We start from the raw sequence: 24,775 nt of genomic DNA, 5'->3' as shown, positions 1-24,775 counted from the left end.
ATGTAAAGTATGAAAGTAGAAACGCTTCCTGTCATTAAAGGAGAAAATAATTTGCCGAATTATGATGAGGCATACGCGAATTTTAACTGGGAAGAGGTTAATAAAAACTTTACTTGGAATGAAACAGGCCGAGTAAATATGGCGTATGAGGCAATTGATAAGCATGCGAAATCCGATCGAAAGAATAAAGTAGCTCTTTATTATCAAGATGGATCGCGAAAAGAGAAATATACATTTAAGGAAATGAAGGATTTTTCTAATAAAGCAGGGAATGTCCTGAAAAATTATGGCGATGTAGAAAAAGGCGATCGCGTTTTTATTTTTATGCCACGTTCTCCAGAGTTATATTTCGCACTTTTAGGTGCAGTGAAATTAGGAGCAATTGTTGGACCGTTATTTGAAGCATTTATGGAAGGTGCGGTTCGCGATCGTTTAGAAGATAGTGAAGCGAAGGTGTTAATTACAACGCCTGAGTTATTAGAGCGTGTACCATTAAATGATTTACCTGCTTTAAAAACAGTTTTCCTTGTTGGAGATAATGTAGAAGAAGGCGGTAAAACGGTAGCGTTCAATCCTTTATTTGAACAAGCTTCAAAAGAATTACATATTGAATGGTTAGGCCGTGAAGATGGTTTAATTCTTCACTATACGTCTGGTTCTACTGGTAAGCCAAAGGGTGTGCTTCATGCGCAAAATGCAATGGTTCAGCACTATCAAACGGCGAAATGGGTATTAGATTTAAAAGAAGATGACGTATATTGGTGCACAGCTGACCCGGGCTGGGTAACGGGAACTGCTTACGGTATTTTCGCACCGTGGTTAGTTGGAGCGTCAAATGTTATTTTAGGTGGACGCTTTAGTCCAGAAGCTTGGTATGAAGCACTGCAAGATTACGGTGTGACGGTTTGGTACAGCGCACCAACAGCGTTCCGTATGTTAATGGGAGCTGGACAAGACGCAATTAAAAAATACGACTTATCACAAGTTCGTCACGTATTAAGCGTTGGTGAGCCGTTAAATCCAGAAGTAATTCGCTGGGGTATGAATGCATTTGGACTTCGTATTCATGATACGTGGTGGATGACAGAAACAGGTGGACAAGTTATTTGTAACTACCCTTGTATGGAAATTCGCCCAGGCTCAATGGGTAAACCAATTCCAGGTGTGAAAGCAGCGATTGTTGATAATGAAGGAAATGAAGTTCCTCCATACACAATGGGTAACTTAGCAATTGCGAAAGGTTGGCCATCTATGATGCGCGGGATCTGGAATAACCAGCAAAAGTATGAATCTTATTTCATGCCGGGAGATTGGTACGTATCAGGTGACTCTGCCTATATGGATGAAGATGGATACTTCTGGTTCCAAGGACGTATTGACGATGTAATTATGACGTCAGGTGAGCGCGTTGGTCCGTTTGAAGTAGAAAGTAAATTAATCGAGCATGCTGCTGTTGCAGAAGCAGGTGTAATTGGTATTCCTGATCCAGTGCGCGGCGAAATTATTAAAGCATTTATCGCACTTCGAGCAGGATACGAACCATCTGATGAATTAAAAGAAGAAATTCGTCAATTTGTAAAGAAAGGCCTAGCAGCTCATGCAGCGCCAAGGCAAATTGAATTTAGAGATAAATTACCGAAAACGAGAAGTGGTAAAATTATGCGCCGCGTATTAAAAGCGTGGGAGTTAAACTTACCAACAGGTGACTTATCAACGATGGAAGATTAAGAGAGGAAGGTCTGAACGAAAAATGTTCAGGCCTTTTTTTATGTTATTATTAACTCATATATATAAGTTAAAGGGGGGAGTATGATGAAAACAGAAAAAGAAAAGATGATACTAGGAGAAATGTACATACCGGCTGATCCAGTTTTAGTACAAGAAAGAGAGCAAGCACGTATATTAACGAGAAAATTAAATGATACGCCAGAAGAGCAATTAAAAGAGCGTAGCGAAATCGTAAAAGAATTATTTGGAACGACAGGAGATAATATTCATCTTGAATCTTCTTTTAGATGTGATTACGGTTATAACATTCACGTTGGCGAAAATTTTTACGCGAACTTTGACTGTACAATTTTAGACGTATGCCCGGTAACAATCGGAGTGAACTGTATGTTAGCTCCAGATGTTCACATTTATACAGCAACACACCCGCTTGATCCAGTAGAGCGCATAAGCGGATCAGAATACGGAAAACCAGTTACAATTGGCGATAACGTATGGATTGGCGGAAGAGCAATTATTAATCCAGGTGTAACAATTGGAGACAATGCGGTGATCGCATCTGGTGCTGTCGTAACGAGAGATGTACCTAATAATGTAGTAATTGGCGGGAATCCTGCAAAGATTATTAAAAAAATAACATAATATTTGAACGAAGTCCCTTCCTCGTCTGTATATATTTGTGAAAGAATAGATGAGGGAGGCTTTTATATGTCTAATAAATTACTTCTTGCTTTTGCTTTAATTGGAATTATAGTTGTATTTTCTTGTGGTCTTTTCTTACCGATACCAATTGGATATAGAGTATCAATGCTTACAGCTGGAGCTATAATGGGTGTTCTTTTTTCAATAATTATTCCATTTGATAGAAAACATATAGTACGGAAAAATGGATATAAAATTGATTTTACAAAAACAAAAGTGTATTTTCGCTGGAATGTATTTGATACTATTTCTGTCTGCCTTGCGTTGTATGCATGCATATGTGTGCAAACGTTAAATATTTTAGTTGCAATGGGATTTACGATTCAAAACCCATATGTGCAATTTTTTACAAATCAATCACAATTGTGGATTTTTATTGCGATTGCATATTTAATTTCCCGTATTTCATTAACGTTAAAAGGAATAAAGGAGATCAAAAATCATGGCGCAGATTGGGATTGAGGAGGAGCTCATGCTTGCTTATCAAAGTGGAGATAAACAAGCGGGAGAAAGACTATATATTTTAATCAAACCAGCGCTATACACATTTTTATATCGATTTAACCGAGATGAACAATTGAGTATCGACCTCGTGCAAGATACGTTTTTGACGCTAGAGCGTAAGAAACATATGTATGAAATTGAAAAAGGTAAAATAAAAACGTATTTATTTCAAATTGGTTATCGTCTTATGATTAATAAATTGAATAGGAGAAAAAAGTGGCGTACGCTTTTGCCATTTTTAGTGCCGATTCCGGAAAAAGAATTTTCTCACGAAGATCGGCTCACAGTAAGAGAAGCAATTTTGAAAGTTCCAGAAGAGCAAAGAGCGGTCCTAATCCTTTCTTATTATCATGATATGCAGCAAAAAGAAATTGCAGAAATATTAAACATTCCGATTGGAACAGTGAAATCGATACTTCATAATGGAATAAAGAAATTGAAACAATTGCTGGAGGTGGATGAAATTGAGCGAAAATCCCTTTAAGAGTGAATATAAGTTAAAGCAACATTTAGATAGTGATCATGTAGAAATACCAGACTTTCCAAAAACGGTAAGTCGATTCAATCGATTAATCGGGTTTCTTGGTTCCCCGGCGAAAGATCCTGTGGAGGCGACCATTGGGAATGATTTATCGGTTGTGTTTCATGTATCGTTATTAGTTGGGCTTCCGGTTATTTCTATAATTATGATATTAATTATAGGATTTTAAATAGGGTAGGAGAAATGAAGTGCATAGTGAAAGCTATGTGCTTTTTACATTTAGACATATTATGAAATTAATTCCAAATGCAATAATGATATGTTAATATACAAATATATAATTAATATATTATTGAGAGGAAGATAAATTATGAGACAGTGTTCCAATTGTGGAAGTCAGGTGCGACAGCATGATAATTTTTGTGGGGATTGTGGTATGAATTTAGAGAAACAACAATGTTCAGAGGAGATATTAGAAACGAACAATGAATGGAATGTAGAGAATAAGAAAAAAACTAGTTTTCTAGCCCATAAACGATTCGTAGTTGTAAGTGCAATAGCCTTAATAATCGTTGCAAGCACTATTTATATTTTTTTAACTCATTCTTCTACTTTTAATAAGATGAAAGGGTATTGGTATGCTGGCGGTAAAGGGGCTTACCTTCAGATTCAAGAAATAGACGATAAAAATATTGAAATAGTGTTTTATGAAAAGAGAGGGAAAACAGAAAGAGTTAAAGGGAGTGTAGTAGATTATAATGATAATCAAGTAATATGTAATATGTCATACCCTTGGAATGGAAGAGTGAAATTGGAATTATTGGATGATACAACGTTGTACATGAGTGAAGAGGGAAAGAAATCGCATAAATTAAAACTGACAAAGGTTTCCGAAAAGGAGATGCAAGAGTTTTATGGAGGGGAAAAATCTTCAAGGTAGTTTGTATATAGTATTTTCTTCAATTTGACACATGCTAGTAAATAATGATATAAAGAAAAGTATATGAATAATTGAGCGTGGAAAGGGAGAAGTAGTGATCATTTCCCTGTTTTAGAGAGCTGATGGTTGGTGGAAATCAGCACATAGATGATCGCGAATTACGCCCCTAGAGCATCTTTTTTCGATTGAATTGTATTCAAAAGGGAAAAGACGGTGCTAAGCCGTTATGTAAATAAGGTGGTAGGCTTTTTTGCCTGCAACTAGGGTGGTAACGCGATAATCAAAATCGTCCCTTATTTGAAGGGGCGATTTTTTTATGTTTTCAACCTTCACGCCAGTAATGAACTTAAAGGAGAGTATGTAGGATATGGGTATTTTACAAGATCTTGAATTTCGCGGTCTAATTAATCAGCAAACAGATGCTGAGGGCCTTGAGCAATTATTAGAAAAAGAAAGCGTTAAATTATACTGTGGTTTCGATCCGACAGCAGATAGCTTACACATCGGTCATATGTTACCAGTATTAATGTTACGTCGTTTCCAATTAGCTGGTCACCAACCAATCGCACTTGTTGGCGGTGGTACTGGTATGATCGGTGACCCAAGTGGTAAAAAAGCAGAGCGTACATTAAATACGAAAGATACAGTTGCTTACTACACAGAAAGCATTAAAAACCAACTTTCAAACTTCTTAGAGTTCGAAAACGTGGACAACCCAGCAACGATGGCTAACAACTATGACTGGCTTGGTAGCTTAGATGTAATTTCATTCTTACGCGATATCGGTAAAAACTTCGGTTTAAACTATATGTTAGCAAAAGATACAGTAGCATCTCGTTTAGAAACTGGTATTTCATTCACTGAGTTCAGTTACATGATTTTACAATCATACGACTTCTTAAACTTATACCAACACCATAATTGCCGTCTACAAATCGGTGGTAGTGACCAATGGGGTAACATTACAGCGGGTCTTGAATTAATCCGTAAATCAGAAGAAGATGCGAAAGCATTCGGTTTAACAATTCCACTTGTTACTAAATCTGACGGTACGAAGTTTGGTAAAACAGAAGGTGGCGCAATTTGGTTAGACCCAGAGAAAACAACTCCTTACGAGTTCTACCAATTCTGGATTAACACAGATGACCGCGATGTTGTTAAATACTTAAAATACTTCACATTCTTATCTCATGAAGAAATTCTTGAGCTTGAAAAGCAAGTAGCTGAAGCGCCAGAAAAACGTGCAGCACAAAAAGCATTAGGTTCTGAAATGACAAAACTTGTTCACGGCGGAGAAGCATTAGAGCAAGCGATTAAAATCTCAGCTGCATTATTCAGCGGTTCTGTAGCAGAACTAACTGCAAGCGAAATCGAGCAAGGATTCAAAGACGTACCATCTGTAGAACGTACTGCAGAAGATACAGTATTAATCGACTTACTTGTAGAAAGCAAAATCTCTCCATCAAAACGTCAAGCACGTGAAGATGTAACGAACGGCGCAATCTACGTAAACGGTGAGCGTACACAAGCGTTAGACTACGTTGTAACAGAAAACGACCGCATCGAGGGTAAATTCACAATCATTCGCCGCGGTAAAAAGAAATATTTCTTAATTCGTTACTAATAAATAAAAGCTTTGAGGAAATTCCTCAAAGCTTTTTTGTTTTAATCTCCTTTTCGAGTTCATACGGAAATCACATGTAAGCGGTATGATAAACGTATAACAATTAGAAAGGAGTGGTAAAACGAAATGTCACTAGAAGCATTGATTATTTTTTCTTTGCTAAATGCGGGTCAGCTTGCAGAGAATTCGAAGGTTGATATACATAAAGAGCAGAAAGATGCTTATGTATATGTTCAAAAAGAGGAAAATAAATAACTTTATTTTATATATAAACTTCAAAAGCCAATCCATTGGATTGGCTTTTTGTCAGGTTGTTGGAAAAAGAGCGTACATTTTTCTTTTTTAAACATTAGCTAAAATTTGATCATAGCACGAAGTAATAAGTGCTTCCAGATCTTTTAAGTTATTAACGTTATCAATAAAAATTCTACTCACTCCCTGTGATTTTGGGGCTTGTTCAACCACAAAATTAGGGCATAGCTGTTTAGTAGCTTCTAAATCGAGTCTTACAACTAAGGATTTTGCATCGCCATCAAGGAAGAGACGTATAAACCATTTTGTGATTACACGATTCATGATACAAAAATAACTAATGGTATCTTTATATTTGAGGTTACTGATATCTCTTTGATGCTCAGTTAAAATCTCTTTAACAATGTTAAATGCGGTTAGTTCATTTTCTGTAGTGAAAACTCTATCTGTTTTGTCTTCTTTGTTAATGTCTTCAATTATTTCGGTAGAAGCAGCTGCAACTAGGCTTGTTTCTATGTTCTCCGATGTTTTTGTTTCTTTTGGTGTTAAACCATCACTGATTATTTCTAATAGTGTTCGATTAATTGCTTTTTTAACGATTGGTCGGAATCGCTCTAAAACGTTATTTGTAATTCTAGTTGAGCTAAAGTCTCTAATTAGAAAACGAAGGAAGTCATCTGAAGGATTTTTAAATAGTTCTTTAATTGTAGAGTTTAAATTGGTCATATAAATAAGCTCTTCAGCATATTTTACGATTTCTTCAGCTTCAAAATTTTCTTTTGTAAAAGTTTCAATCGTTTCAATATCTAAATTAGTTAAATTATCCATGCTGAATGTGAAGAAAGGTTTTTCATCCATCACATTGTCATTTGTTAAATCAGTATAAAACTTGTATTCTACACCATTAGTTAGTACCCCTACTTTGACATCAGGTAAGGCATTGAAATATCTAGATAGTTGCGCATCGTGTTTAAGGAGATTTTCTGTTACAGATTTTGCCTCGATTAAAATAATTGGAACCCCATTTTTAAAAACCGCATAATCGACTTTTTCTCCCTTTTTAGTTCCGAAGTCTGCAACATACTCAGGTCTAACTTCTAAAGGATTAAAAACGTCATAACCTAGTTTTTGAAGAAAAGGAATAATTAATGATTGCTTGGTCATTTCTTCATTAGTTATGTACTCTGTTCGTTCTAAAATTTGGTTAGCTATTTTGTTTATGTCATTTCTGAATTCCATATCAATGTCTCCTCGTTATAAAGTTTAAAAATCTTTAATATTATTGTTATTCCGTGAAAATTCATAATATAACAGAGTTCTTTATGGAAACAGGGAGGTTATTCTTTTTGTTTTAGATGGGAGTATTGGGATTTTTATGTTATGTAGGATATAAAAATAATGGGGGAATTGAAAAAAGCCAATCCACAGGATTGGCTTTTTGTCATTAACGAGAGTAGAACTCTACGATTAATGCTTCGTTGATTTCAGCTGGTAACTCAGCACGCTCAGCGTGACGAGTGTAAGTAGCTTCTAATTTGTCAGCATCGAAAGTTAAGTATTCTGGTACGAAGTTGTTAACTTCGATCGCTTCTTTAACAACAACAAGGCTGTTAGATTTTTCGCGAACGCTGATAGTTTGACCAGGTTTTACACGGTAAGATGGGATATCTACGCGAGCGCCATCAACCATGATGTGACCGTGGTTTACTAATTGGCGAGCTGCACGACGAGTGCGAGCTAAGCCCATACGGTAAACTAAGTTGTCAAGACGAGCTTCAAGAAGGATCATGAAGTTTTCGCCGTGCTTACCAGGCATTTTACCTGCTTGGTCAAATGTGCGACGGAATTGACGCTCAGTCATGCCGTACATGTGACGAAGTTTTTGTTTCTCTTGTAATTGTAAACCGTATTCTGAAAGTTTCTTACGTTGGTTAGGACCGTGAGGACCTGGTGCGTAAGGGCGTTTTTCTAATTCTTTTCCTGTGCCGCTTAGAGAGATTCCAAGACGACGAGACAGTTTCCAAGCTGGACCTGTATAACGAGCCATAGTTGACTCCTCCTTTAAAAATGTTTTTATTTACGTAAAATAAAAACAGACGTAATCGATATTTACGGGCATTTTGTTTTCATGTACCTTCGCTCCAGCAGCAGGGAGTTACGAGATACACCTCCGTAGAGGAACAAAATACAAACGATAAACTCACATTACAAGGCTGCCTTTTTATTTTACACAAACGCTATTATATCTTTTACCCAGAGTTTCGTCAAGCGAGTACGTTTTTGTTTTATGCATATAAATTTTGGAAATTAATATAAGAAGGAATTTAAAACAATATAAAAGAAGAGATAGAAACACAAATAAAACGCTTACATAAAATGTAGTAAAAACGTTCATCAGTTTTTTACTGGTGAATATGCGGTAATAAAAACATAAAGGGGATGTTTTTATGAAAAAGAAGCATATGGAGACAGCGTTAATTCATCACGGTTATACACCTGAGGAACATAAAGGAAGTTTAACACCACCTTTATTTCAAACCTCTACGTTTACATTTGAGACTGCGCAGCAAGGAGAGGCGAGTTTTGCGGGAGTGGATCCATCTTATATTTACTCAAGGCTTGGAAATCCGACTGTGAAATTATTTGAAGAACGTATGGCGGTGTTAGAAGGAGGAGAAGAAGCACTTGCCTTCGGATCTGGTATGGCAGCTATTTCAGCAACTTTAATCGGTTTTTTAAAGGCTGGAGATCATATTATTTGTTCAAATGGATTATATGGGTGTACGTACGGTTTTTTAGAAGTGTTAGAAGAAAAATTTATGATTACGCATTCGTTTTGTGAGATGGAGACAGAGGTTGATATTGAAAATAAAATTCTTCCAAATACAAAGCTTATTTTCGTTGAAACACCAATTAATCCGACAATGAAATTAATTGATTTAAAACAAGTTATTCAGGTTGCGAAGCAAAATGGTTTACTTGTCATTGTTGATAATACGTTTTGTTCACCTTATTTACAAAGACCGCTTGAGCTTGGCTGTGACGCTGTTGTGCATAGTGCGACAAAATATATTGGTGGCCATGGTGATGTTGTAGCGGGTGTAACAATTTGTAAAACGAAAGCGTTAGCTGAAAAGATTCGTCCGATGCGAAAAGATATCGGCGGCATTATGGCGCCGTTTGATGCGTGGTTATTATTACGCGGGTTAAAGACGTTAGCGGTAAGAATGGATCGTCATTGTGATAATGCAGAAAAAATTGTATCGTTCTTAAGAAAACATGATGCGGTAGAAGGTGTTTGGTATCCAGAAGGGGAATTAGCATCTCGTCAAATGAAGCGCGGGGGCGGTGTTATTTCTTTTTCAGTAAAAGGCGGAAAAGAAGAGACGCAAGCATTTATTAATGACCTCCACTTTATTACAATTGCGGTGAGTTTAGGAGATACAGAAACGTTAATTCAGCATCCAGCAACGATGACGCACGCTGCGATTCCAGCTGAACTAAGAAAAGAAATGGGCATTTTCGATAATTTAATACGCTTATCGGTTGGTTTAGAATCTTGGGAGGATATCGTTTCTGATTTAGAGCAAGCATTAAAGAAAATATCTACTGTTAATCAATAAAAAAAGAGTGAGCTATCGGTTTTGTACAGGACGTACTAAATCGATAACTCGCTCTTTTCTTTTTACATATGTTTTAGGAGTGTTTCCACAAACTTTTCTAAATAGCACTGATCTACTTCATCAAAACGATTCTTTTCAGGACTATCAATGTCAAGTACACCAATGACAGCTCCTTCTTTCACAATCGGTACAACGATTTCTGAATTAGAAGCACTATCGCAAGCGATGTGACCTGGGAATTGGTGAACGTCCGCTACAAGCTGCGTTGTTTTCGTTTCAGCTGCTACGCCGCAAACGCCTCGTCCAAATGGAATGCGTACGCAAGCAGGCATTCCTTGGAACGGTCCAAGGACAAGCTGATTTCCTTCTGTTACGTAAAAGCCAACCCAATTAACGCGATCTAAAAATTGGTTTAATAATGCGGACGCATTTGATAAGTTTGCGACTACGTTTGATTCGCCAGTTAATAACGCATCCAGTTGTTTAATTACTGTCTCATATTGCTGCACGCGAGATCCTGCATAACTTTCTTTAGTAAACATGGAAACAGCTCCTTTTTTATCGAGATGTGTAAAATATTAGCAAAATACGATGTATTTCACATGACTTTGTCGATAGAAAATTAAAGGAATTTGTCTTAAAAGTCAAGAAATTTAAACTATAGCTGTTCATTGAGAGGAAGTGAGCGCATGAAGCAGACGAAACAAAAAGTAATTGATGCGGCAATATCGTTGTTTAATACGAAAGGTTATGATGGAACGTCGGTGCGAGACATTGCAAAGCGAGCGGATGTGAATGTAGCGAATATTTCATATTATTTTGCTGGGAAGCAAGGTTTATTAGAACAGCTTATTACTGATTTTTTAGAAGGGTATATTCATGTGATTGAAATTTCGTTTGAACAGAGAGAATATTTGTCGGCTAAAGATGTGATGGTGCAAATGGTGCGTGGGATGTTACGATATCAATTTGAAAATAGAGAACTAACACGTTTCTTCTACCGAGAGCTTTCGCTTGATACGACATTAATTCGTGAAGTGATGACCGTTTATTTTTCTAAAGAAAGATATTATATAGAGCAAATTATTAGACAAGGACAAATGAAACAAGAATTTCAGAAAGTATCATTTACAATGTTTATGACGCAATTAAAAGGCATGATAAATATGCCGTTTTTATATCCACAATATATATCAGAAGTACTGCATTCTTTCCCGTCTGAGACATTTTTCATAGAAATGTACACGAAAGAGATTGAGCAATGGATGGAACAAGCATTATGTAAAGTAAATATGTACCATGAATGGCCAAGAGCTGTTCATATGTGAAGAATCCCCACCTAACGAACTGAGGTGGGGATTTTTATGTTTACTTTTCTTTGCCATAAATTGTTACATAATAGAGCGATAATTGTTAATGCAGCTCCAGCGATTTCAATTTTATCGACTGTATAACCTCGAAAGATAGAACCGATCAGGGCAAGGATAGGAACTAAATTCATAAATAATATGCCGTTAATAGATGAAATATAGCGATTTCCCATATTCCAGCAAAATACAGCGATAACTCCTGCGATAATCGACATATAAAAGAGCTCAAAACGAACGCTCACAACTGTACGCAGTGACGGCATAGTAACTATATTTGTATACGTTAAGAAAGTAACAATAACGATGAGTGAAATGGAGCCAAATAAACAAGTTAATGTCGTATATCGAAGTGGTGACCAAGATTGAAAACGAGCACCCCCGTTTGTATAAATGACCCAGCAAGTAACGCCGCATAGCATCAATATATTTGTCGATAAGTGGCTTGCAGCTCCAAATAATAAGTGAATATTTCCTTTTGAAATGACAAGCATAACACCGAGTAATGCAACGAACATACAAAGGAATGTGTAGTTTTGTGGGCGCTTGTTTTTTGTTATCCATTGTAATGATAAGGCAATTAGTGGCATGAGAGACTGAATCATCGCTGCATGAATTGCTCCAGAAGGCCCGGCAAGTTGTTGTCCGTAGAAAACGAGAAAACCATATCCTGCGAAACCGACTGTCCCGTAAAAGAACAGAGAAAGTGTTCTTTTTTCTAAGCGGAGTGAAGTCTTCCCTTCAGTAATTAATAGCAAAATAAGAAAAATAATAGCTGCTGATCCATAGCGAATCGTTGTGAAGAAGAACGGATCGATAAATTGCAGGGCATTTGCCATTACAGGAAACATAAATCCCCAGGCAGTTACGGCGAGTAAGCATAGAAAGGATCCGAGTAGCATTTGTTTTTTATTCAAGAGTATCTTTCCCCTTTACATTTCGTTATAGTAAGTTGATGAAATAAGTATAAAGAGTAATTGTTTATAGGAGGAAATATCGATTTCTTATAACGGTTATAACTTTTTGTTAGAGGTGTGTACGATGGATTTGGAGGCAGTACGATCGTTTATCGAAGTGAAGCATACGCGAAGTTTATCAAAGGCAAGTAAGATTTTACATATATCTCAACCAGCGCTTAGTAAGCAAATTCAAAAGTTAGAAGCAGATTTAGGGGTTACTTTACTTAAGCGTTCTGCGCAAGGAGTGGAGTTAACGGAGGCAGGAGAGTTATTTATAAAAAGAATGCTACCGATTTTGGAACAAATAAATGAAGCAAAAACAGAAATGAGGGGGTATCAAGAGAACCGAAAGTTTTCAATTGGTATACTACCGAGTTTAGCAGAACATTATATATTAGAATGTAAAGATGTATTAGGTGATGAGTTCGAAGTAGAGTGGCAAATCGGACATACGGAAGTATTAAGAGATTTATTTAAAGCGCGGGAGATTGAAGCGATGTTCATCGATTCAGTAGTAGAAGGTGCTACGTATATAAAAGAAGTGCAACAAGAGAAAATTGTTTGTGCCGTTTCAAATAATCATCCGTATAAAGAGAAGAAAGTCATTCAAATAGAAGAGCTGCAAAATGAAAAATTAATTGTATATCCAGAAATATGCGATGTAAGGAAAATGATTATGAACATGTTTCATGAGATAGATGTAAAACCAACTATAGCTGTGGAAACATCTTACGCAGAACCGATGCTTGCAATGGTAAAAGCTGGCATTGGCATCACTTTACTTCCAGAAAGGGCAGTAGAGCAGTCTGTAAGGCAGGGAAATGTACATGGAATTTCTGTTGAACCACCACTCATGCGGAAAATTTATTTCGTATCTCATACGAAAGATTGTTTGTTATTACAATCATTTGAGGATAGGTAGTGAGGTAGGCGGAATATTGAGAAAGATTACAATCGCATTGAAAGAAACATGAAATTTTAAAAAAACTAGGTCAAAAACAAGCCATTACATGGTATGATTAGTACATTGTTAGTTGTTAAATATAGGGGAATTCCCTTTTTATACATAATGCCTTCCATTTCATAAACGGAACGGACAAAAAAAGAGATATAACTAGGAGGCTTTTTTGCATGGATTCTATCCTGACGATCGTTATCATTGTAGTAAGCTCTATTCTAGTGCTGCTCATGATAGAGCTTGTGATAAGAAATCGTTCATATAAAGATATTGAAGCACTGGAGCAGTGGAAACAAGAGATAAAAGATAAACCTGTGGCAGATGAACTAAAACGGGTAAAAGATTTAAACATGACGGGTCAAACAGAAGAACTGTTTGGTAAATGGCGTGAAGAATGGGATGAAATTGTATCAACAACCCTTCCGAAAGCTGACAAAGATTTAGCGCAAGCGCGAAAATTCGCCTCGCAATTCTCCTTCCGAAAAGCAAAGCATGCGATGAACGAATCCATAAGTGGTTTAGATGACGCTGATAATCGTATTACAGGTGTTTTAAATGAATTACAGCAATTGTTAGAAAGCCATGAGAAAAATAGCTCGGAAATTGAAGGGTTACGTGATACATATCGTAGTATGAAAAAGAGTGTTCTTGCTCATAGACATATGTATGGAGCAGCAGAGCAGAAAATCGAAGAGATGCTAGACGCTGAATCTAATAAATTTAAAAGCTTTGAAGAAGCAACAGATAATGGTGACTACTTAAAAGCGAGAGAAATTGTTATTAGTTTAGAAGAAGGTTTAGCAAGTTTAGAAATCATTATTCACCAAATTCCAGATTTATTAGTAGAGTGTCAAGCGACGCTACCAGTTCAACTGGAAGATTTATTACAGGGTCATAATGATATGGTAAGACAAGGTTATGTATTAGAGTATTTGGAAATCCCTAAAGAAGTTCGTGATATGACGACACAACTAAACACATGTTTAATGGATATACAGGAGCTTCATATAACAGAAGCGGCTGAAAAAGTGGAAGACTTAAAAACTCGTTTAGATGGTTTCTATGATCAACTTGAGCAAGAGGTGCATGCGAGACATTATGTGGAGCAAAAAACACTTTCTGTTTATGAAGACTTAGAAGAAATACGTATCGAAACGATTGAAACGAAAACAGAAACACAACTTGTGAAACAAAGCTATCAATTGCAAGATAAGGATATTGAATCTCAAAAAGTAATTGAAAAGCAAATGCACATTTTAACGAAACGTTTTGAAATGCTACAATTACGCGTTGCTGAACAAGATATTGCCTTCTCTATTATTCGTGAGGAACTTGAAGAGGTTTATGAGCAATGTGAAACGTTAAAAGTACTTCATGCAGAATATAAAGAAATGCTGCAAACGATGCGTAAAGAAGAATTTGAAGCGCGTGAGAAGTTACAAGAAATGCGAAATACTATTTTCGAAACGAAACGCTTTATGCAAAAGTCGAATTTGCCAGGTCTCCCAGAGAGTATTATGGAAGATTTAAAAAGAGGGCAAATGGCAATGCAAGCTGTATATGAACAATTAGAAGTGAAGCCGTTAAATATGAACGCTGTAAATAGCAGTTTAGAAGAAGCATACACAACTGTGAACGGTGTAGCTGAAATGACAGAAGAGTTAATTGGACAAGCGTATTTAGTTGAAAAATTAATTCAATACGGTAACCGTTACCGCAGTCATGATGAAAGCCTTGCAGAAAGCTTAAATTATGCGGAGAAATTATTCCGTGAATATCAATACGATGCAGCTTTAGAACAAGCCGCTTCTGTACTAGAGCAACTTGAACCTGGTGTTGTTCAAAAAATAGCTGAATATGTAGACAATGAACAAACCCTTTCATAAAAGGGTTTGTTTTTTTGTGTAATTTTGCAGGCGATGTTGCTATAATGAATAGCGGAATACAGTAAGGTTATTCGTTTCAAAATAAAGTGAAACTGTAATCAGTGGGGGTATCTCACTAATTATTATTATTCACTAATCGGGATAAAACGGAACCTTTGCGTAGTCTTAGCGTAATGACACGTATTTATGATATGATTATATGATGTGATAGCGCTGAAAGGGGAAGAACGATGATCTATTTTGATAATAGTGCGACGACGAAGCCATATCCAGAAGCTCTTCAATCGTACGTGACGGTTGCTGGGAAATATTTTGGTAATCCTTCTTCTATTCATTCGCTTGGAGGAGAGGCAGAGCGTCTATTAACACAATCAAGAACGATTGCAGCGCAGCTTCTTCACGTTAAACCTTCTGAAATTATTTTCACATCAGGTGGAACGGAAGGGAACAACCTTGCGATTAAAGGGATAGCGATGAGGAATCGTTCGCGCGGCAAACATATCATTACAACAAATATTGAACACGCGTCTGTGTTTGAGGCATATAAGCAATTAGAAGAACTCGGATTTGATGTAACATATTTACCGGTTAACGAGCATGGTGTTGTATCGGTAGAGGATGTAAAACGAGCACTTCGTGAAGATACGATTCTTGTATCAATTATTCATGTGAACAACGAAACTGGAGCAATTCAGCCCGTTGCTGAAATTGGAACGTTATTATCGAATCATCCGAAAATAAGATTCCATGTAGATCATGTACAAGGGATAGGAAAAGTACCGCTTGATTTATATGCTTCTCATATTGATCTTTGCTCAATATCTGGACATAAATTCCACAGTGTAAAAGGAACGGGTCTTCTTTATATACGTGATGGTGTAAGATTAGATCCGATTTTATCAGGTGGTCAACAAGAGCTTAAGTATCGCTCTGGTACAGAGAATTTACCTGGCATTGTAGCGATGGTGAAAGCTCTTCGCATGACAATGGAACAAGTGAAAGAAAAGGTAGTTCATTTGCAAAGTTTACAAGCAGAGCTTGTCAGCTTCTTTAAAGAGATGGAAGATGTGACAATTAATACATCGCTTGCATATGCAGCACCGCACATTTTAAATGTATCATTTGTTGGTTTAAAACCAGAAGTAGTCGTTCATGCTTTAGAAGAGCACGGTGTATATGTATCGACGAAGTCTGCTTGTTCTTCAAAAGCAAATGAAGTAAGCAGAGTGTTAGTGTCGATGGGAGTGCCGCATGCAGCAGCTGCAAGTGCTATTCGTATTAGTTTGGCACCAGACAACACGATGGAAGAAGTAAAACAATTTGAAGGTATTGTAAAAGAGACGATGCCAAAATTATATGAAGTGATGAGGTAAAGAAATATGATGACATATGAATATATTTTAGTGCGTTACGGAGAAATGACGACAAAAGGTAAAAACCGTTCTAAATTTGTAAGCACATTAAAAGATAACGTGAAGTTCAAACTGAAAAAGTTCCCAAATATTAAAATTGATGCAACGCATGACCGTATGTACATCCAGTTAAATGGTGAAGATCATGAAGCAATCTCTGAAAGATTGAAAGACGTATTTGGTATTCATAAGTTTAACTTAGCGATGAAAGTACCATCAGAATTAGAAGACATTAAAAAAGGTGCATTAGCAGCGTTCTTACAAGTAAAAGATGATGTGAAAACATTTAAAATTACAGTGCACCGTTCTGATAAGCGCTTCCCAATGAAGACGATGGAGTTACTTCCAGGAATCGGTGGGCACATTTTAGAAAATACAGAGGATATCACAGTAGACGTCCATAATCCAGATGTGAATGTACGTGTAGAAATTCGCAGTGGTTACAGCTATATTATGTGTGGTGAGCACATGGGAGCTGGCGGTTTACCAGTTGGCGTTGGCGGAAAAGTAATGGTACTTCTTTCTGGTGGTATTGATAGCCCAGTAGCAGCGTACTTAACGATGAAACGCGGCGTATCTGTGGAAGCAGTTCACTTCCATAGCCCACCTTTCACAAGTGAGCGTGCAAAACAAAAAGTAATCGATTTAGCACAAGAGTTAACGAAATACTGTAAACGTGTAACGCTTCACCTTATTCCGTTTACAGAAGTGCAAAAAATGATTAATAAAGAAATCCCATCTAGCTATTCAATGACGGTTATGCGCCGTATGATGATGCGTATTACAGAGCAGATTGCTGAGGAGCGTAATGCACTTGCAATCACAACTGGTGAAAGTCTTGGACAAGTAGCAAGCCAAACATTAGATAGTATGCATACGATTAACGAAGTAACAAACTACCCAGTTATTCGTCCGCTTATTACGATGGATAAATTAGAAATTATTAAAATTGCTGAAGAAATCGGCACGTATGATATTTCAATTCGTCCATACGAAGATTGCTGTACAGTATTCACACCAGCTAGCCCGGCGACGAAGCCGAAGCGTGAAAAAGCAAATCGATTTGAAGCGAAATACGATTTCACACCGTTAATCGAACAAGCTGTAGCGAACAAAGAAACAATGGTATTACAAACAGTTGAAGTAGTGGCGGAAGAAGAAAAATTCGAAGAACTTTTCTAAAACCATAAATTACCATATCTAAAATGTGTATGAAGTCATGTTATTTATCACACTCTATACTCACAAGGAGGTGATATAACATGGCACGTAGCACAAATAAATTAGCGGTTCCTGGTGCTGAATCAGCATTAGACCAAATGAAATACGAAATCGCTCAAGAGTTTGGTGTTCAACTTGGAGCGGATGCAACATCTCGCGCTAACGGTTCTGTTGGTGGCGAAATTACAAAACGTCTAGTTTCACTAGCTGAGCAACAATTAGGCGGTTTCCAAAAATAATCCCATATACGATGGCTTAGAAAGGGCGGGTTTTCCCGCTCTTTCTTTTTGTTGTTCAAATTAGTATAAATTCATTTCGACAAAAGCATAAAAAAATTGTCAAAAGAAGAGGGTTCAAAATTTACTGAAAATTCTTTATTATATAAGGGAGGCATAAAGAAAAAGGAGGATGTTTATGAAGAGAGAGGAATTGTTGGCACCACCATCTTATAATTTAGTTTCAGAAATAGAGAAATATACAGACGATAAAGAGAAGCTTGCTTTAATTTGGCAAGATGATAAAGGGAATAGACGAGAAGTTACATATTTTGAATTAATGCAAGGTGCAAATAAAATTGGAAACGCTTTTATAAAAAGTGGCTTACAAAAAGGGGACAAGCTCCTTATTATGATGCCGCGCTTAATTGAAGCATACATGACGTATATCGCTGCGATTAAAGCAGGATTTGTTGTAATTCCGAGTTCGGAAATGTTGCGTAAAAAAGATATCGAATATCGAATTGGACATGGCGAAGTAAAAGCGATAGTAAGCTATGAGCCGTACATTGGACAGTTTGATGATATAGAAGCAATGGAATCTCTTCAAAAATTCGTCCTGAGCGAGCAGTCAGTAGACGGATGGATCAATTTAAAAACAGCATTAGAAACAGAAAGTGACATGTTAGAAATGGCGAAAACAGATAAAGAAGATATGGTCTTTTTATCTTACACGTCAGGGACGACAGGAAACCCGAAAGGTGTCGTTCATACGCACGCGTGGGCATACGCTCATTTACGTACAAGCGCCCCAAATTGGCTCGGAATTGAAGAGAATGATGTTGTATGGGCAACGGCTAGTCCAGGGTGGCAAAAGTGGATTTGGAGCCCGTTTTTAGCAACTCTCGGTTCAGGGGCAACAGGATTTGTGTACAACGGCAAGTTTGAACCGAAAACGTATTTAAATTTATTAGACGATAATAAGGTGAATGTGCTTTGTTGTACACCGACTGAGTATAGATTAATGGCAAAGGTAGAAGATTTAAGCGAGTACAATTTAGAGGCGTTACATAGCGCTGTATCCGCAGGTGAGCCGTTAAATAGAGAAGTCATTGGAACATTCCAAAAGCACTTTGATATTACAGTAAGAGACGGCTATGGGCAAACGGAAAATACACTACTTGTTGGTGTAATGAAAGGGATGGATATTAGACCAGGATCAATGGGGAAACCAACGCCAGGTAACCACATCGATATCGTAAATGAGGAAGGTATTCCAGTTAAAGTAGGCGAAGTTGGTGATATTGCAGTTCACATTGAAACGCCGGCACTCTTTAAACAATATTATAAAGACGATGAGCGTACAGCGATGCAATTCCGCGGTGATTATTATATTACAGGTGATAAAGCGAAGAAAGATGAAGACGGCTACTTCTGGTTTGAAGGGCGCGGTGATGATATCATTATTAGCTCTGGTTATACAATCGGGCCGTTTGAAGTAGAGGATGCGCTTGTAAAACATCCTTACGTAAGAGAATGTGCGGTTGTCGCAAGTCCTGATGAAATTCGCGGAAGTGTCGTGAAGGCATTTATCGTATTAAGAGAGAATATAGAAAAGAACGAAGAAATATTAATTCCAACACTCCAACAACACGTCAAAGAACTCACTGCACCATATAAATACCCTCGCAAAATTGAATTTGTAGATGAACTACCAAAAACGATTTCTGGAAAAATTCGCCGTATTGAACTTAGAAAACAAGAGATGGAGATTCCGTCAAAATAATTTTGAAAACAGTGAAGTAAATAGTTGAATGAAATGCAAAACAATGATAATATAAAAACGAACACAAGTTCGATTTTATAAACTTAAAAAAGAGGTGTCCGTATGATTTTAGGTATTAATCCGTACTTAGTTTTAGATGGTAGTGGGCAAGAAGCTGTACAGTTTTATAAAGAGGCTTTAGATGCAAAAGTAGAAGTCATGCAAACTTTTGGTGACATGCCTGAAAATCCAGAATACCCGATTCCAGCTGAAGCGAAAGAGCGCGTTTTACACGCTACTTTAAAAGTTGGTAATACGGATCTTATGATTTCTGATACATTCCCAGGTCAAGGGCATGCAATCGGATCTCAAGTAACAATTGCAATTCAAATTAGTAATGCAGAAAAAGCAAAAGAAGTATTCGATAAGTTACAAGAAGGTGGAGAGGTTATCATGCCACTTCAAGAAACATTCTGGAGCCCAGCATACGGACAAGTAAAAGATAAATTTAATATTGAATGGCAAGTTACAACGTCTACTACTGAACAAAAGTAATTTTTAGAAAAGCACCATGTTTTGAAATGGTGCTTTTTTTTTATACAATAAAAAATAAAGGAGATGGGATATATGGGAGAAATTTGGTATGGCGGCACCATTTACACAATGAGAGAAGAAAATGAAAAAGTGGACGCTGTTTACGTTGAAAACGGTACGATCGTTGATTTTGGAAGTAAAGAAGAGTTAGAAAACCAATATGCCGCGGTTACATTGCACGATTTAAAAGGCAAAACAATGATCCCAGGCCTCGTTGATAGCCATATGCATCTTATTGGGCATGGAGAGAGATTACTCCGTCTAGATTTATCAAATTGTACATCTTATGGTGAAGCGCTTACTCTTGTTCAGAAGCGAGTGAAAGAAGCTCCAAAGGGCTCTTGGATTATTGGAGAAGGATGGAATGAAAATAACTTTACAGATACGAAAGATGTTCACGCGCGTGATTTAGATGAAATTTCGAAAGAACACCCCATTTTATTAAAGCGAGTTTGTCGTCACGTTACATGGGTGAATTCATACATATTGCAAGAAGCGAACATAACAGAAGCGACGCAAAATCCAAAAGGCGGGAAAATCGGTAGGGATTCATCAAATAAGTTAACAGGACTTTTATATGAACAAGGACAAGAATTAATTAAACATGTTCAGCCTGAAATTGATGAAGCGTATTTACAAAGAGCTTTGCAAACAGCGATTAAAGATTGCTGGAAATACGGACTTGTAGGCGGGCATACGGAAGATTTAAATTACTACGGTGGTTTTAGAAAAACGCATAATGCGTTTTCTCACGTTATAAAAGAAATGCCATTTAAAGCACATTTGCTCGTTCACCATGAAGTAGCACATGAACGAAAAGAATATGAAAATGAACATTATATTGAATTTGGGGCAATGAAAATTTTTTCTGACGGTTCTTTTGGAGGAAGAACAGCATTATTAAGTGAACCGTATGAAGATGCAAAGAAAACGAATGGGGTTGCAATTTTCACGCGTGAAGAACTTGCAGAATTAGTGAAGAAAGCACGAGACTTACATATGCCAGTTGCGATTCATACTATCGGTGACTTGTCGCTTGAATATGTTATTGATGCACTCGAATTATATCCACCAGCAGAAGGGTTACGTGACCGTATTATTCATTGTCAGCTTGCTCGTGAAGAGTTGATAGAAAGAATGAAAAACTTGCAAGCCATTATCGATATACAGCCAGTCTTTCTTTCATCAGATTTTCCATCCGTCATTGAAAAACTGGGAGAACACCGTCTTCGTTATGCGTATGCTTGGAAGACATTACTGGAAGCAGGAATACATTGTAATGGTGGCTCAGATGCTCCTATTGAACAAGTAAATCCGTTTCTAGGCATATATAGCGCTGTTACACGTAGAAGTTTTATTGACGGTGTATGCTATATGCCTGAGGAAAGATTAACGGTATATGAGGCTGTTTCTTTATTTACAACAGGAAGTGCCTATGCAATCGGAAAAGAAGCGAAACGAGGGCAAATTACAAAAGGATATGAAGCAGACTTTACAATATTAGACCGCAATATTTTTGAAATTGAGGCAGAAGAAATAAAAGAAGTACAAGCAGAAATGACCGTAATAGATGGCCGAGTTGTCTATAGAAAAGATGTGTAAAAATATATCAGCGATTATTAAAATATATCGACTTACCGACAAAAACTGACAAGAATAACGGCCGGATAGTAAGAGATTATTGTTCGCGTCAATCGGGGTAAATAAATAACCGCAGAATTATGGAATTCCATAATTCTGCGGTTATTTTAATCCTATAAAAACGTTCTCTGTACTTTTTCCCAGAACGAATTATTTTTTAATTTAACTGTTTTAATTTGTTTATCGCTTAAGCGTACAACAGCTTTTTCCACTTGTTTAATGCTAAGCGCTTCGTTATCCATGCCGATAACAGGATAATCGTTACCGTCTGGTCTTAGTTTTAAAGTTAATGTACGTTCGTGATTTAAAATGAACGGTGAACCGAGCGTACGGTAAGTGTTGTTGTTTAAAGATGCTAGTTCGCTTACTTGGAAACATGGAATAAGTGGGTCAACAACTGCACCATGCAATGATTTATTGTAAGCTGTACTTCCTGTTGGGGTAGAAACTACTAAACCGTCCCCTCTAAATGTTTCGAAATATAAATCATCAACGTGAACATCTACAACGAATGTTTTAATAATGCTAGAACGTAATGAGAACTCATTTAAACAATAGAAAGATGTACCATGATCTACATCTACCTGAATTGTTGGATATTTTCGCACTTCAATTTCATTTTTTGTAATTTCTTGAAGGGCTGTATCAATGTGATCAATGTGAAAATCGCAGTAGAACGAAGTTTCATCTTTCGTAGAAATCCCTGCGTATAAGCAATCTTCTCTAAAACCAGTTTTACGAACGGCTTGTAAGAAGGTTGCATCATCTCCAACACTGACGATAGCGTTTGCATTTTTTGGATGATCTAATATGGTAAATCCATTCTCTTCTAAAATACGATAGATTGGTTTCATTTTTTCAACGAGCGTTGCTTTGTCATCACCATAAAAGAAAAATAAATTGCGACGATCTGCCATTATGTATCCCTCCACTGCAGTTAAATTTTCTGTTTTTCGTGCTACATATCATTAGAGTCCGTTCCCTGATGATATGTTCAAATAATATATTTCGATACAAATTGTCAAAATACCTTTTTATTTTTAGAAAAATTTTTATATTCAATCTTATGGGACTCTGTTTAATGATGAATAAAGTTGTCGATAATGGGTACGGAGTGAAAGGATGATACGTATGAAGTGGCTCGTAATTGGAATAATAATTCTTCTCCTTTTTATTTTGCTTATACTATTGTCGAAAATATCGCTTAAGGTGACATTTTTATATTCAGAAATGGAAAAGCAATGTTTATTTCAAGTGAAAATATGGATGATTCGATATACATTTGATGTATTGGAAAGAATTGAAAAACAGCAGAAAAAAACAGGACAGAAAATCGAAAAAGCTGAAGAGGACGGCGGACTAGATAATAAAATTATGGCGCAACTTGACAGTATTGGGGAACTGATAAAAAGGCTTCAAAAAGTTCATACTATCGTTAAAGATTTTCTCAAACGAGTGAAAATCAATGGTTGGAAATGGCATACGCAAATTGGAGCAGGCGACGCAGCTAGTACTGGAATTGTCACTGGATATGCATGGGGGACAAAAGGAATGGCTGCTGGAGTTGTCGGACAATATATGCATATTGTCGATGTACCAGAATTTGAAATTACTCCTGTTTTTCAAGGGAAAGGATTTGCATCGAGATGCGAGTTAACAGCATCTTTTCGTATATTTCGTACTATAAAAACAGCGGTGAAATTGCTCATATTTATGAGGCAGCAAAAATCTGGTATGACAGAAAAATCTGTTCAAGCATAGGGGGGATATAGAATGGACCATCCAATTCAAGGTTTAATGACAACCGCAATGCAGCATTTAAAACAAATGACTGATGTAAATACAATTGTTGGTGACCCAATTAAAGCGGCAGATGGAAGTGTAATTCTTACTGTTTCGAAAGTAAGTTTCGGATTTGCTGCTGGTGGAAGTGAATTTGGTAGGGTAGAACATTCAGGCCGTCATCCATTTGGCGGAGGAAGTGGAGGAGGAGTTTCTATTAATCCTGTTGCCTTTCTTGTTATAAATGGAGATGGTGTGAAAGTATTACATTTAGATAAGCAAACGCATGTCATCGATAAAATAATTGAATTAGCGCCACAAGCTGTTGATAAAGTGAAAGAAATGATGGATAAACGAAAAGAAGATGATCCTGAATTTCAAATTTAACGAATAAAGAAGCTAATCAATAGGTTAGCTTCTTTTATTTTTTTGTAAATAAAGCGATTTTATTTGCATTATCGATAGGGACAAACTATCATTTACATTGTACATATTTTGTTTAAATAAGGGAGGATTTTCAAGTGGCAAACGTAACTTTTAAAGGTAATCCAATGACTTTAGTTGGAACAGAAGTTAAAGTTGGCGATCAAGCGCCAAACTTCCAAGTATTAGCAAACGACTTATCTCCAGTAAGTTTAGAAACATACAAAGGCGAAGTAAAATTAATTAGTGTTGTACCTTCAATCGACACAGGTGTGTGTGATGCACAAACACGTCGTTTTAACCAAGATGCAGCAGGTATTGAAAACGCAAAAGTATTAACAATTAGCGCTGATTTACCATTCGCTCAAAAACGCTGGTGTGCAGCAAACGGTTTAGAAAATGTTGTAACACTTTCTGACCACCGTGACCTTTCATTCGGTGAAGCTTACGGCTTAGTAATGAAAGAACTTCGTTTACTTGCTCGTGCAGTATTCGTAGTAGATAGCAACGACAAAGTAGTTTACGTAGAATACGTAGGCGAAGGTACAAGCCATCCAAACTATGAAGCAGCATTAGAAGCAGCTAAATCTGCAAAGTAATGTGAAGGAAATGACCTCTTATAAAGAGGTCGTTTTTTCTCATATATCGCTGCGTCACGGTGCCGATATATGAGAAAAAACGTTATATCATATATAACT

The 24,775-nt window shown here is 36.9% G+C and carries 26 protein-coding genes and 1 other annotated feature; of the genes, 21 read left to right on the top strand and 5 right to left on the bottom strand.

Annotated elements, in window-relative coordinates:
* The first annotated feature begins 9 nt into the window (after positions 1 to 9).
* From acsA to N2V79_RS22835, 8 genes are all read left to right on the top strand, one after another.
* Positions 10 to 1,728 (top strand): acetate--CoA ligase, encoded by a 1,719-nt coding sequence (acsA, locus tag N2V79_RS22870; protein WP_000862049.1) that lies wholly within the window; start codon positions 10 to 12, stop codon positions 1,726 to 1,728.
* 81 nt (positions 1,729 to 1,809) lie between these two features.
* A complete protein-coding gene (locus N2V79_RS22865) occupies positions 1,810 to 2,370 on the top strand; it encodes a maltose acetyltransferase domain-containing protein (protein ID WP_340720231.1) in 561 nt (186 codons plus the stop codon).
* 66 nt (positions 2,371 to 2,436) lie between these two features.
* A complete protein-coding gene (locus N2V79_RS22860; RefSeq protein WP_069356307.1) occupies positions 2,437 to 2,892 on the top strand; it encodes a hypothetical protein in 456 nt (151 codons plus the stop codon).
* Positions 2,873 to 3,418 carry an RNA polymerase sigma factor gene (locus N2V79_RS22855; protein ID WP_069356306.1) on the top strand — a complete coding sequence of 182 codons (546 nt, stop codon included), beginning with the start codon at positions 2,873 to 2,875 and terminating at the stop codon, positions 3,416 to 3,418. The genes N2V79_RS22860 and N2V79_RS22855 overlap by 20 nt, the downstream gene beginning before the upstream one ends.
* Positions 3,399 to 3,644 carry a hypothetical protein gene (locus N2V79_RS22850; protein ID WP_001293790.1) on the top strand — a complete coding sequence of 82 codons (246 nt, stop codon included), beginning with the start codon at positions 3,399 to 3,401 and terminating at the stop codon, positions 3,642 to 3,644. Before N2V79_RS22855 ends, N2V79_RS22850 begins: the two co-directional genes overlap by 20 nt.
* Positions 3,645 to 3,785: 141 nt before the next feature.
* Positions 3,786 to 4,355, top strand: coding sequence for a zinc ribbon domain-containing protein (locus tag N2V79_RS22845; protein WP_001248207.1), 570 nt, complete (start codon positions 3,786 to 3,788; stop codon positions 4,353 to 4,355).
* Between the two features lie 69 nt (positions 4,356 to 4,424).
* Positions 4,425 to 4,652: a binding site (T-box leader), on the top strand.
* A 70-nt stretch (positions 4,653 to 4,722) separates the two neighbouring features.
* Positions 4,723 to 5,979, top strand: coding sequence for a tyrosine--tRNA ligase (gene tyrS, locus N2V79_RS22840; RefSeq protein ID WP_069356305.1), 1,257 nt, complete (start codon positions 4,723 to 4,725; stop codon positions 5,977 to 5,979).
* 126 nt (positions 5,980 to 6,105) lie between these two features.
* The gene (locus N2V79_RS22835; RefSeq protein ID WP_000050940.1) at positions 6,106 to 6,234 is read left to right on the top strand and encodes a hypothetical protein; all 129 of its coding nucleotides are present in this window, start codon (positions 6,106 to 6,108) and stop codon (positions 6,232 to 6,234) included.
* 87 nt (positions 6,235 to 6,321) lie between these two features.
* On the opposite strand, the gene N2V79_RS22830 is transcribed toward N2V79_RS22835, so the two are convergent.
* Both N2V79_RS22830 and rpsD read right to left on the bottom strand, forming a co-directional pair.
* On the bottom strand, positions 6,322 to 7,470 hold the full coding sequence (locus N2V79_RS22830; protein ID WP_088024329.1) for a type I restriction endonuclease: 1,149 nt from the start codon (positions 7,468 to 7,470) through the stop codon (positions 6,322 to 6,324).
* Positions 7,471 to 7,675: 205 nt separating this feature from the next.
* Entirely contained in the window at positions 7,676 to 8,278 is a 603-nt protein-coding gene (gene rpsD / locus N2V79_RS22825; RefSeq protein WP_000135315.1) for a 30S ribosomal protein S4, read from the bottom strand.
* A gap of 400 nt (positions 8,279 to 8,678) precedes the next feature.
* Here rpsD and megL point away from each other — a divergent pair, with 400 nt between their 5' ends.
* On the top strand, positions 8,679 to 9,854 hold the full coding sequence (gene megL, locus N2V79_RS22820) for a methionine gamma-lyase (protein WP_075718477.1): 1,176 nt from the start codon (positions 8,679 to 8,681) through the stop codon (positions 9,852 to 9,854).
* A 62-nt stretch (positions 9,855 to 9,916) separates the two neighbouring features.
* Here the strand turns inward: megL and N2V79_RS22815 are convergent, their stop codons facing one another.
* Entirely contained in the window at positions 9,917 to 10,396 is a 480-nt protein-coding gene (locus tag N2V79_RS22815; protein ID WP_000494338.1) for a GAF domain-containing protein, read from the bottom strand.
* A gap of 147 nt (positions 10,397 to 10,543) precedes the next feature.
* On the opposite strand from N2V79_RS22815, the gene refZ reads away from it, so the two are divergent.
* A complete protein-coding gene (gene refZ / locus N2V79_RS22810) occupies positions 10,544 to 11,182 on the top strand; it encodes a forespore capture DNA-binding protein RefZ (protein WP_075718479.1) in 639 nt (212 codons plus the stop codon).
* An 11-nt stretch (positions 11,183 to 11,193) separates the two neighbouring features.
* Here the strand turns inward: refZ and N2V79_RS22805 are convergent, their stop codons facing one another.
* The gene (locus tag N2V79_RS22805) at positions 11,194 to 12,138 is read right to left on the bottom strand and encodes a DMT family transporter (RefSeq protein ID WP_053563548.1); all 945 of its coding nucleotides are present in this window, start codon (positions 12,136 to 12,138) and stop codon (positions 11,194 to 11,196) included.
* Between the two features lie 124 nt (positions 12,139 to 12,262).
* Between N2V79_RS22805 and N2V79_RS22800 the strand changes: the two genes are divergently transcribed.
* From N2V79_RS22800 to N2V79_RS22765, 8 genes are all read left to right on the top strand, one after another.
* Positions 12,263 to 13,102: a LysR family transcriptional regulator gene (locus tag N2V79_RS22800; RefSeq protein ID WP_340720230.1), complete on the top strand. Its 840-nt coding sequence runs from the start codon at positions 12,263 to 12,265 to the stop codon at positions 13,100 to 13,102.
* Positions 13,103 to 13,311: 209 nt separating this feature from the next.
* The gene (gene ezrA / locus N2V79_RS22795; protein ID WP_000377317.1) at positions 13,312 to 15,024 is read left to right on the top strand and encodes a septation ring formation regulator EzrA; all 1,713 of its coding nucleotides are present in this window, start codon (positions 13,312 to 13,314) and stop codon (positions 15,022 to 15,024) included.
* Positions 15,025 to 15,254: 230 nt separating this feature from the next.
* Entirely contained in the window at positions 15,255 to 16,397 is a 1,143-nt protein-coding gene (locus tag N2V79_RS22790) for a cysteine desulfurase family protein (protein WP_340720229.1), read from the top strand.
* Positions 16,398 to 16,403: 6 nt separating this feature from the next.
* The gene (gene thiI / locus N2V79_RS22785) at positions 16,404 to 17,618 is read left to right on the top strand and encodes a tRNA uracil 4-sulfurtransferase ThiI (RefSeq protein ID WP_340720228.1); all 1,215 of its coding nucleotides are present in this window, start codon (positions 16,404 to 16,406) and stop codon (positions 17,616 to 17,618) included.
* An 80-nt stretch (positions 17,619 to 17,698) separates the two neighbouring features.
* Entirely contained in the window at positions 17,699 to 17,896 is a 198-nt protein-coding gene (locus N2V79_RS22780; protein ID WP_000124490.1) for an alpha/beta-type small acid-soluble spore protein, read from the top strand.
* 175 nt (positions 17,897 to 18,071) lie between these two features.
* A complete protein-coding gene (gene mbcS / locus N2V79_RS22775) occupies positions 18,072 to 19,658 on the top strand; it encodes an acyl-CoA synthetase MbcS (protein ID WP_340720227.1) in 1,587 nt (528 codons plus the stop codon).
* Positions 19,659 to 19,760: 102 nt separating this feature from the next.
* The gene (locus N2V79_RS22770; protein ID WP_000600350.1) at positions 19,761 to 20,192 is read left to right on the top strand and encodes a VOC family protein; all 432 of its coding nucleotides are present in this window, start codon (positions 19,761 to 19,763) and stop codon (positions 20,190 to 20,192) included.
* Between the two features lie 72 nt (positions 20,193 to 20,264).
* Complete coding sequence (locus N2V79_RS22765; RefSeq protein ID WP_069356298.1) at positions 20,265 to 21,833, top strand: amidohydrolase; 1,569 nt, start codon at positions 20,265 to 20,267, stop codon at positions 21,831 to 21,833.
* A gap of 152 nt (positions 21,834 to 21,985) precedes the next feature.
* Here N2V79_RS22765 and N2V79_RS22760 read toward each other — a convergent pair whose 3' ends face one another.
* Positions 21,986 to 22,789: an NAD kinase gene (locus N2V79_RS22760; protein ID WP_000785183.1), complete on the bottom strand. Its 804-nt coding sequence runs from the start codon at positions 22,787 to 22,789 to the stop codon at positions 21,986 to 21,988.
* Between the two features lie 205 nt (positions 22,790 to 22,994).
* Between N2V79_RS22760 and N2V79_RS22755 the strand changes: the two genes are divergently transcribed.
* The 3 genes from N2V79_RS22755 (at position 22,995) to tpx (ending at position 24,676) form a co-directional block, all read left to right on the top strand.
* On the top strand, positions 22,995 to 23,633 hold the full coding sequence (locus N2V79_RS22755; protein ID WP_002094156.1) for a DUF2953 domain-containing protein: 639 nt from the start codon (positions 22,995 to 22,997) through the stop codon (positions 23,631 to 23,633).
* A 12-nt stretch (positions 23,634 to 23,645) separates the two neighbouring features.
* Positions 23,646 to 24,041, top strand: a complete 396-nt coding sequence (ytfJ, locus tag N2V79_RS22750; RefSeq protein ID WP_000350007.1) for a GerW family sporulation protein — start codon at positions 23,646 to 23,648, stop codon at positions 24,039 to 24,041.
* Positions 24,042 to 24,175: 134 nt separating this feature from the next.
* Positions 24,176 to 24,676, top strand: coding sequence for a thiol peroxidase (tpx, locus tag N2V79_RS22745; RefSeq protein WP_000024527.1), 501 nt, complete (start codon positions 24,176 to 24,178; stop codon positions 24,674 to 24,676).
* Positions 24,677 to 24,775: the final 99 nt, after the last annotated feature.

Origin of the sequence: Bacillus sp. CH_70 (assembly GCF_038007045.1) — a bacterium.
GTDB lineage: Bacteria > Bacillota > Bacilli > Bacillales > Bacillaceae_G > Bacillus_A > Bacillus_A cereus.
Note: the sequence above shows the minus strand (reverse complement) of the source record. Positions and strands in the feature narration are given on the sequence as shown.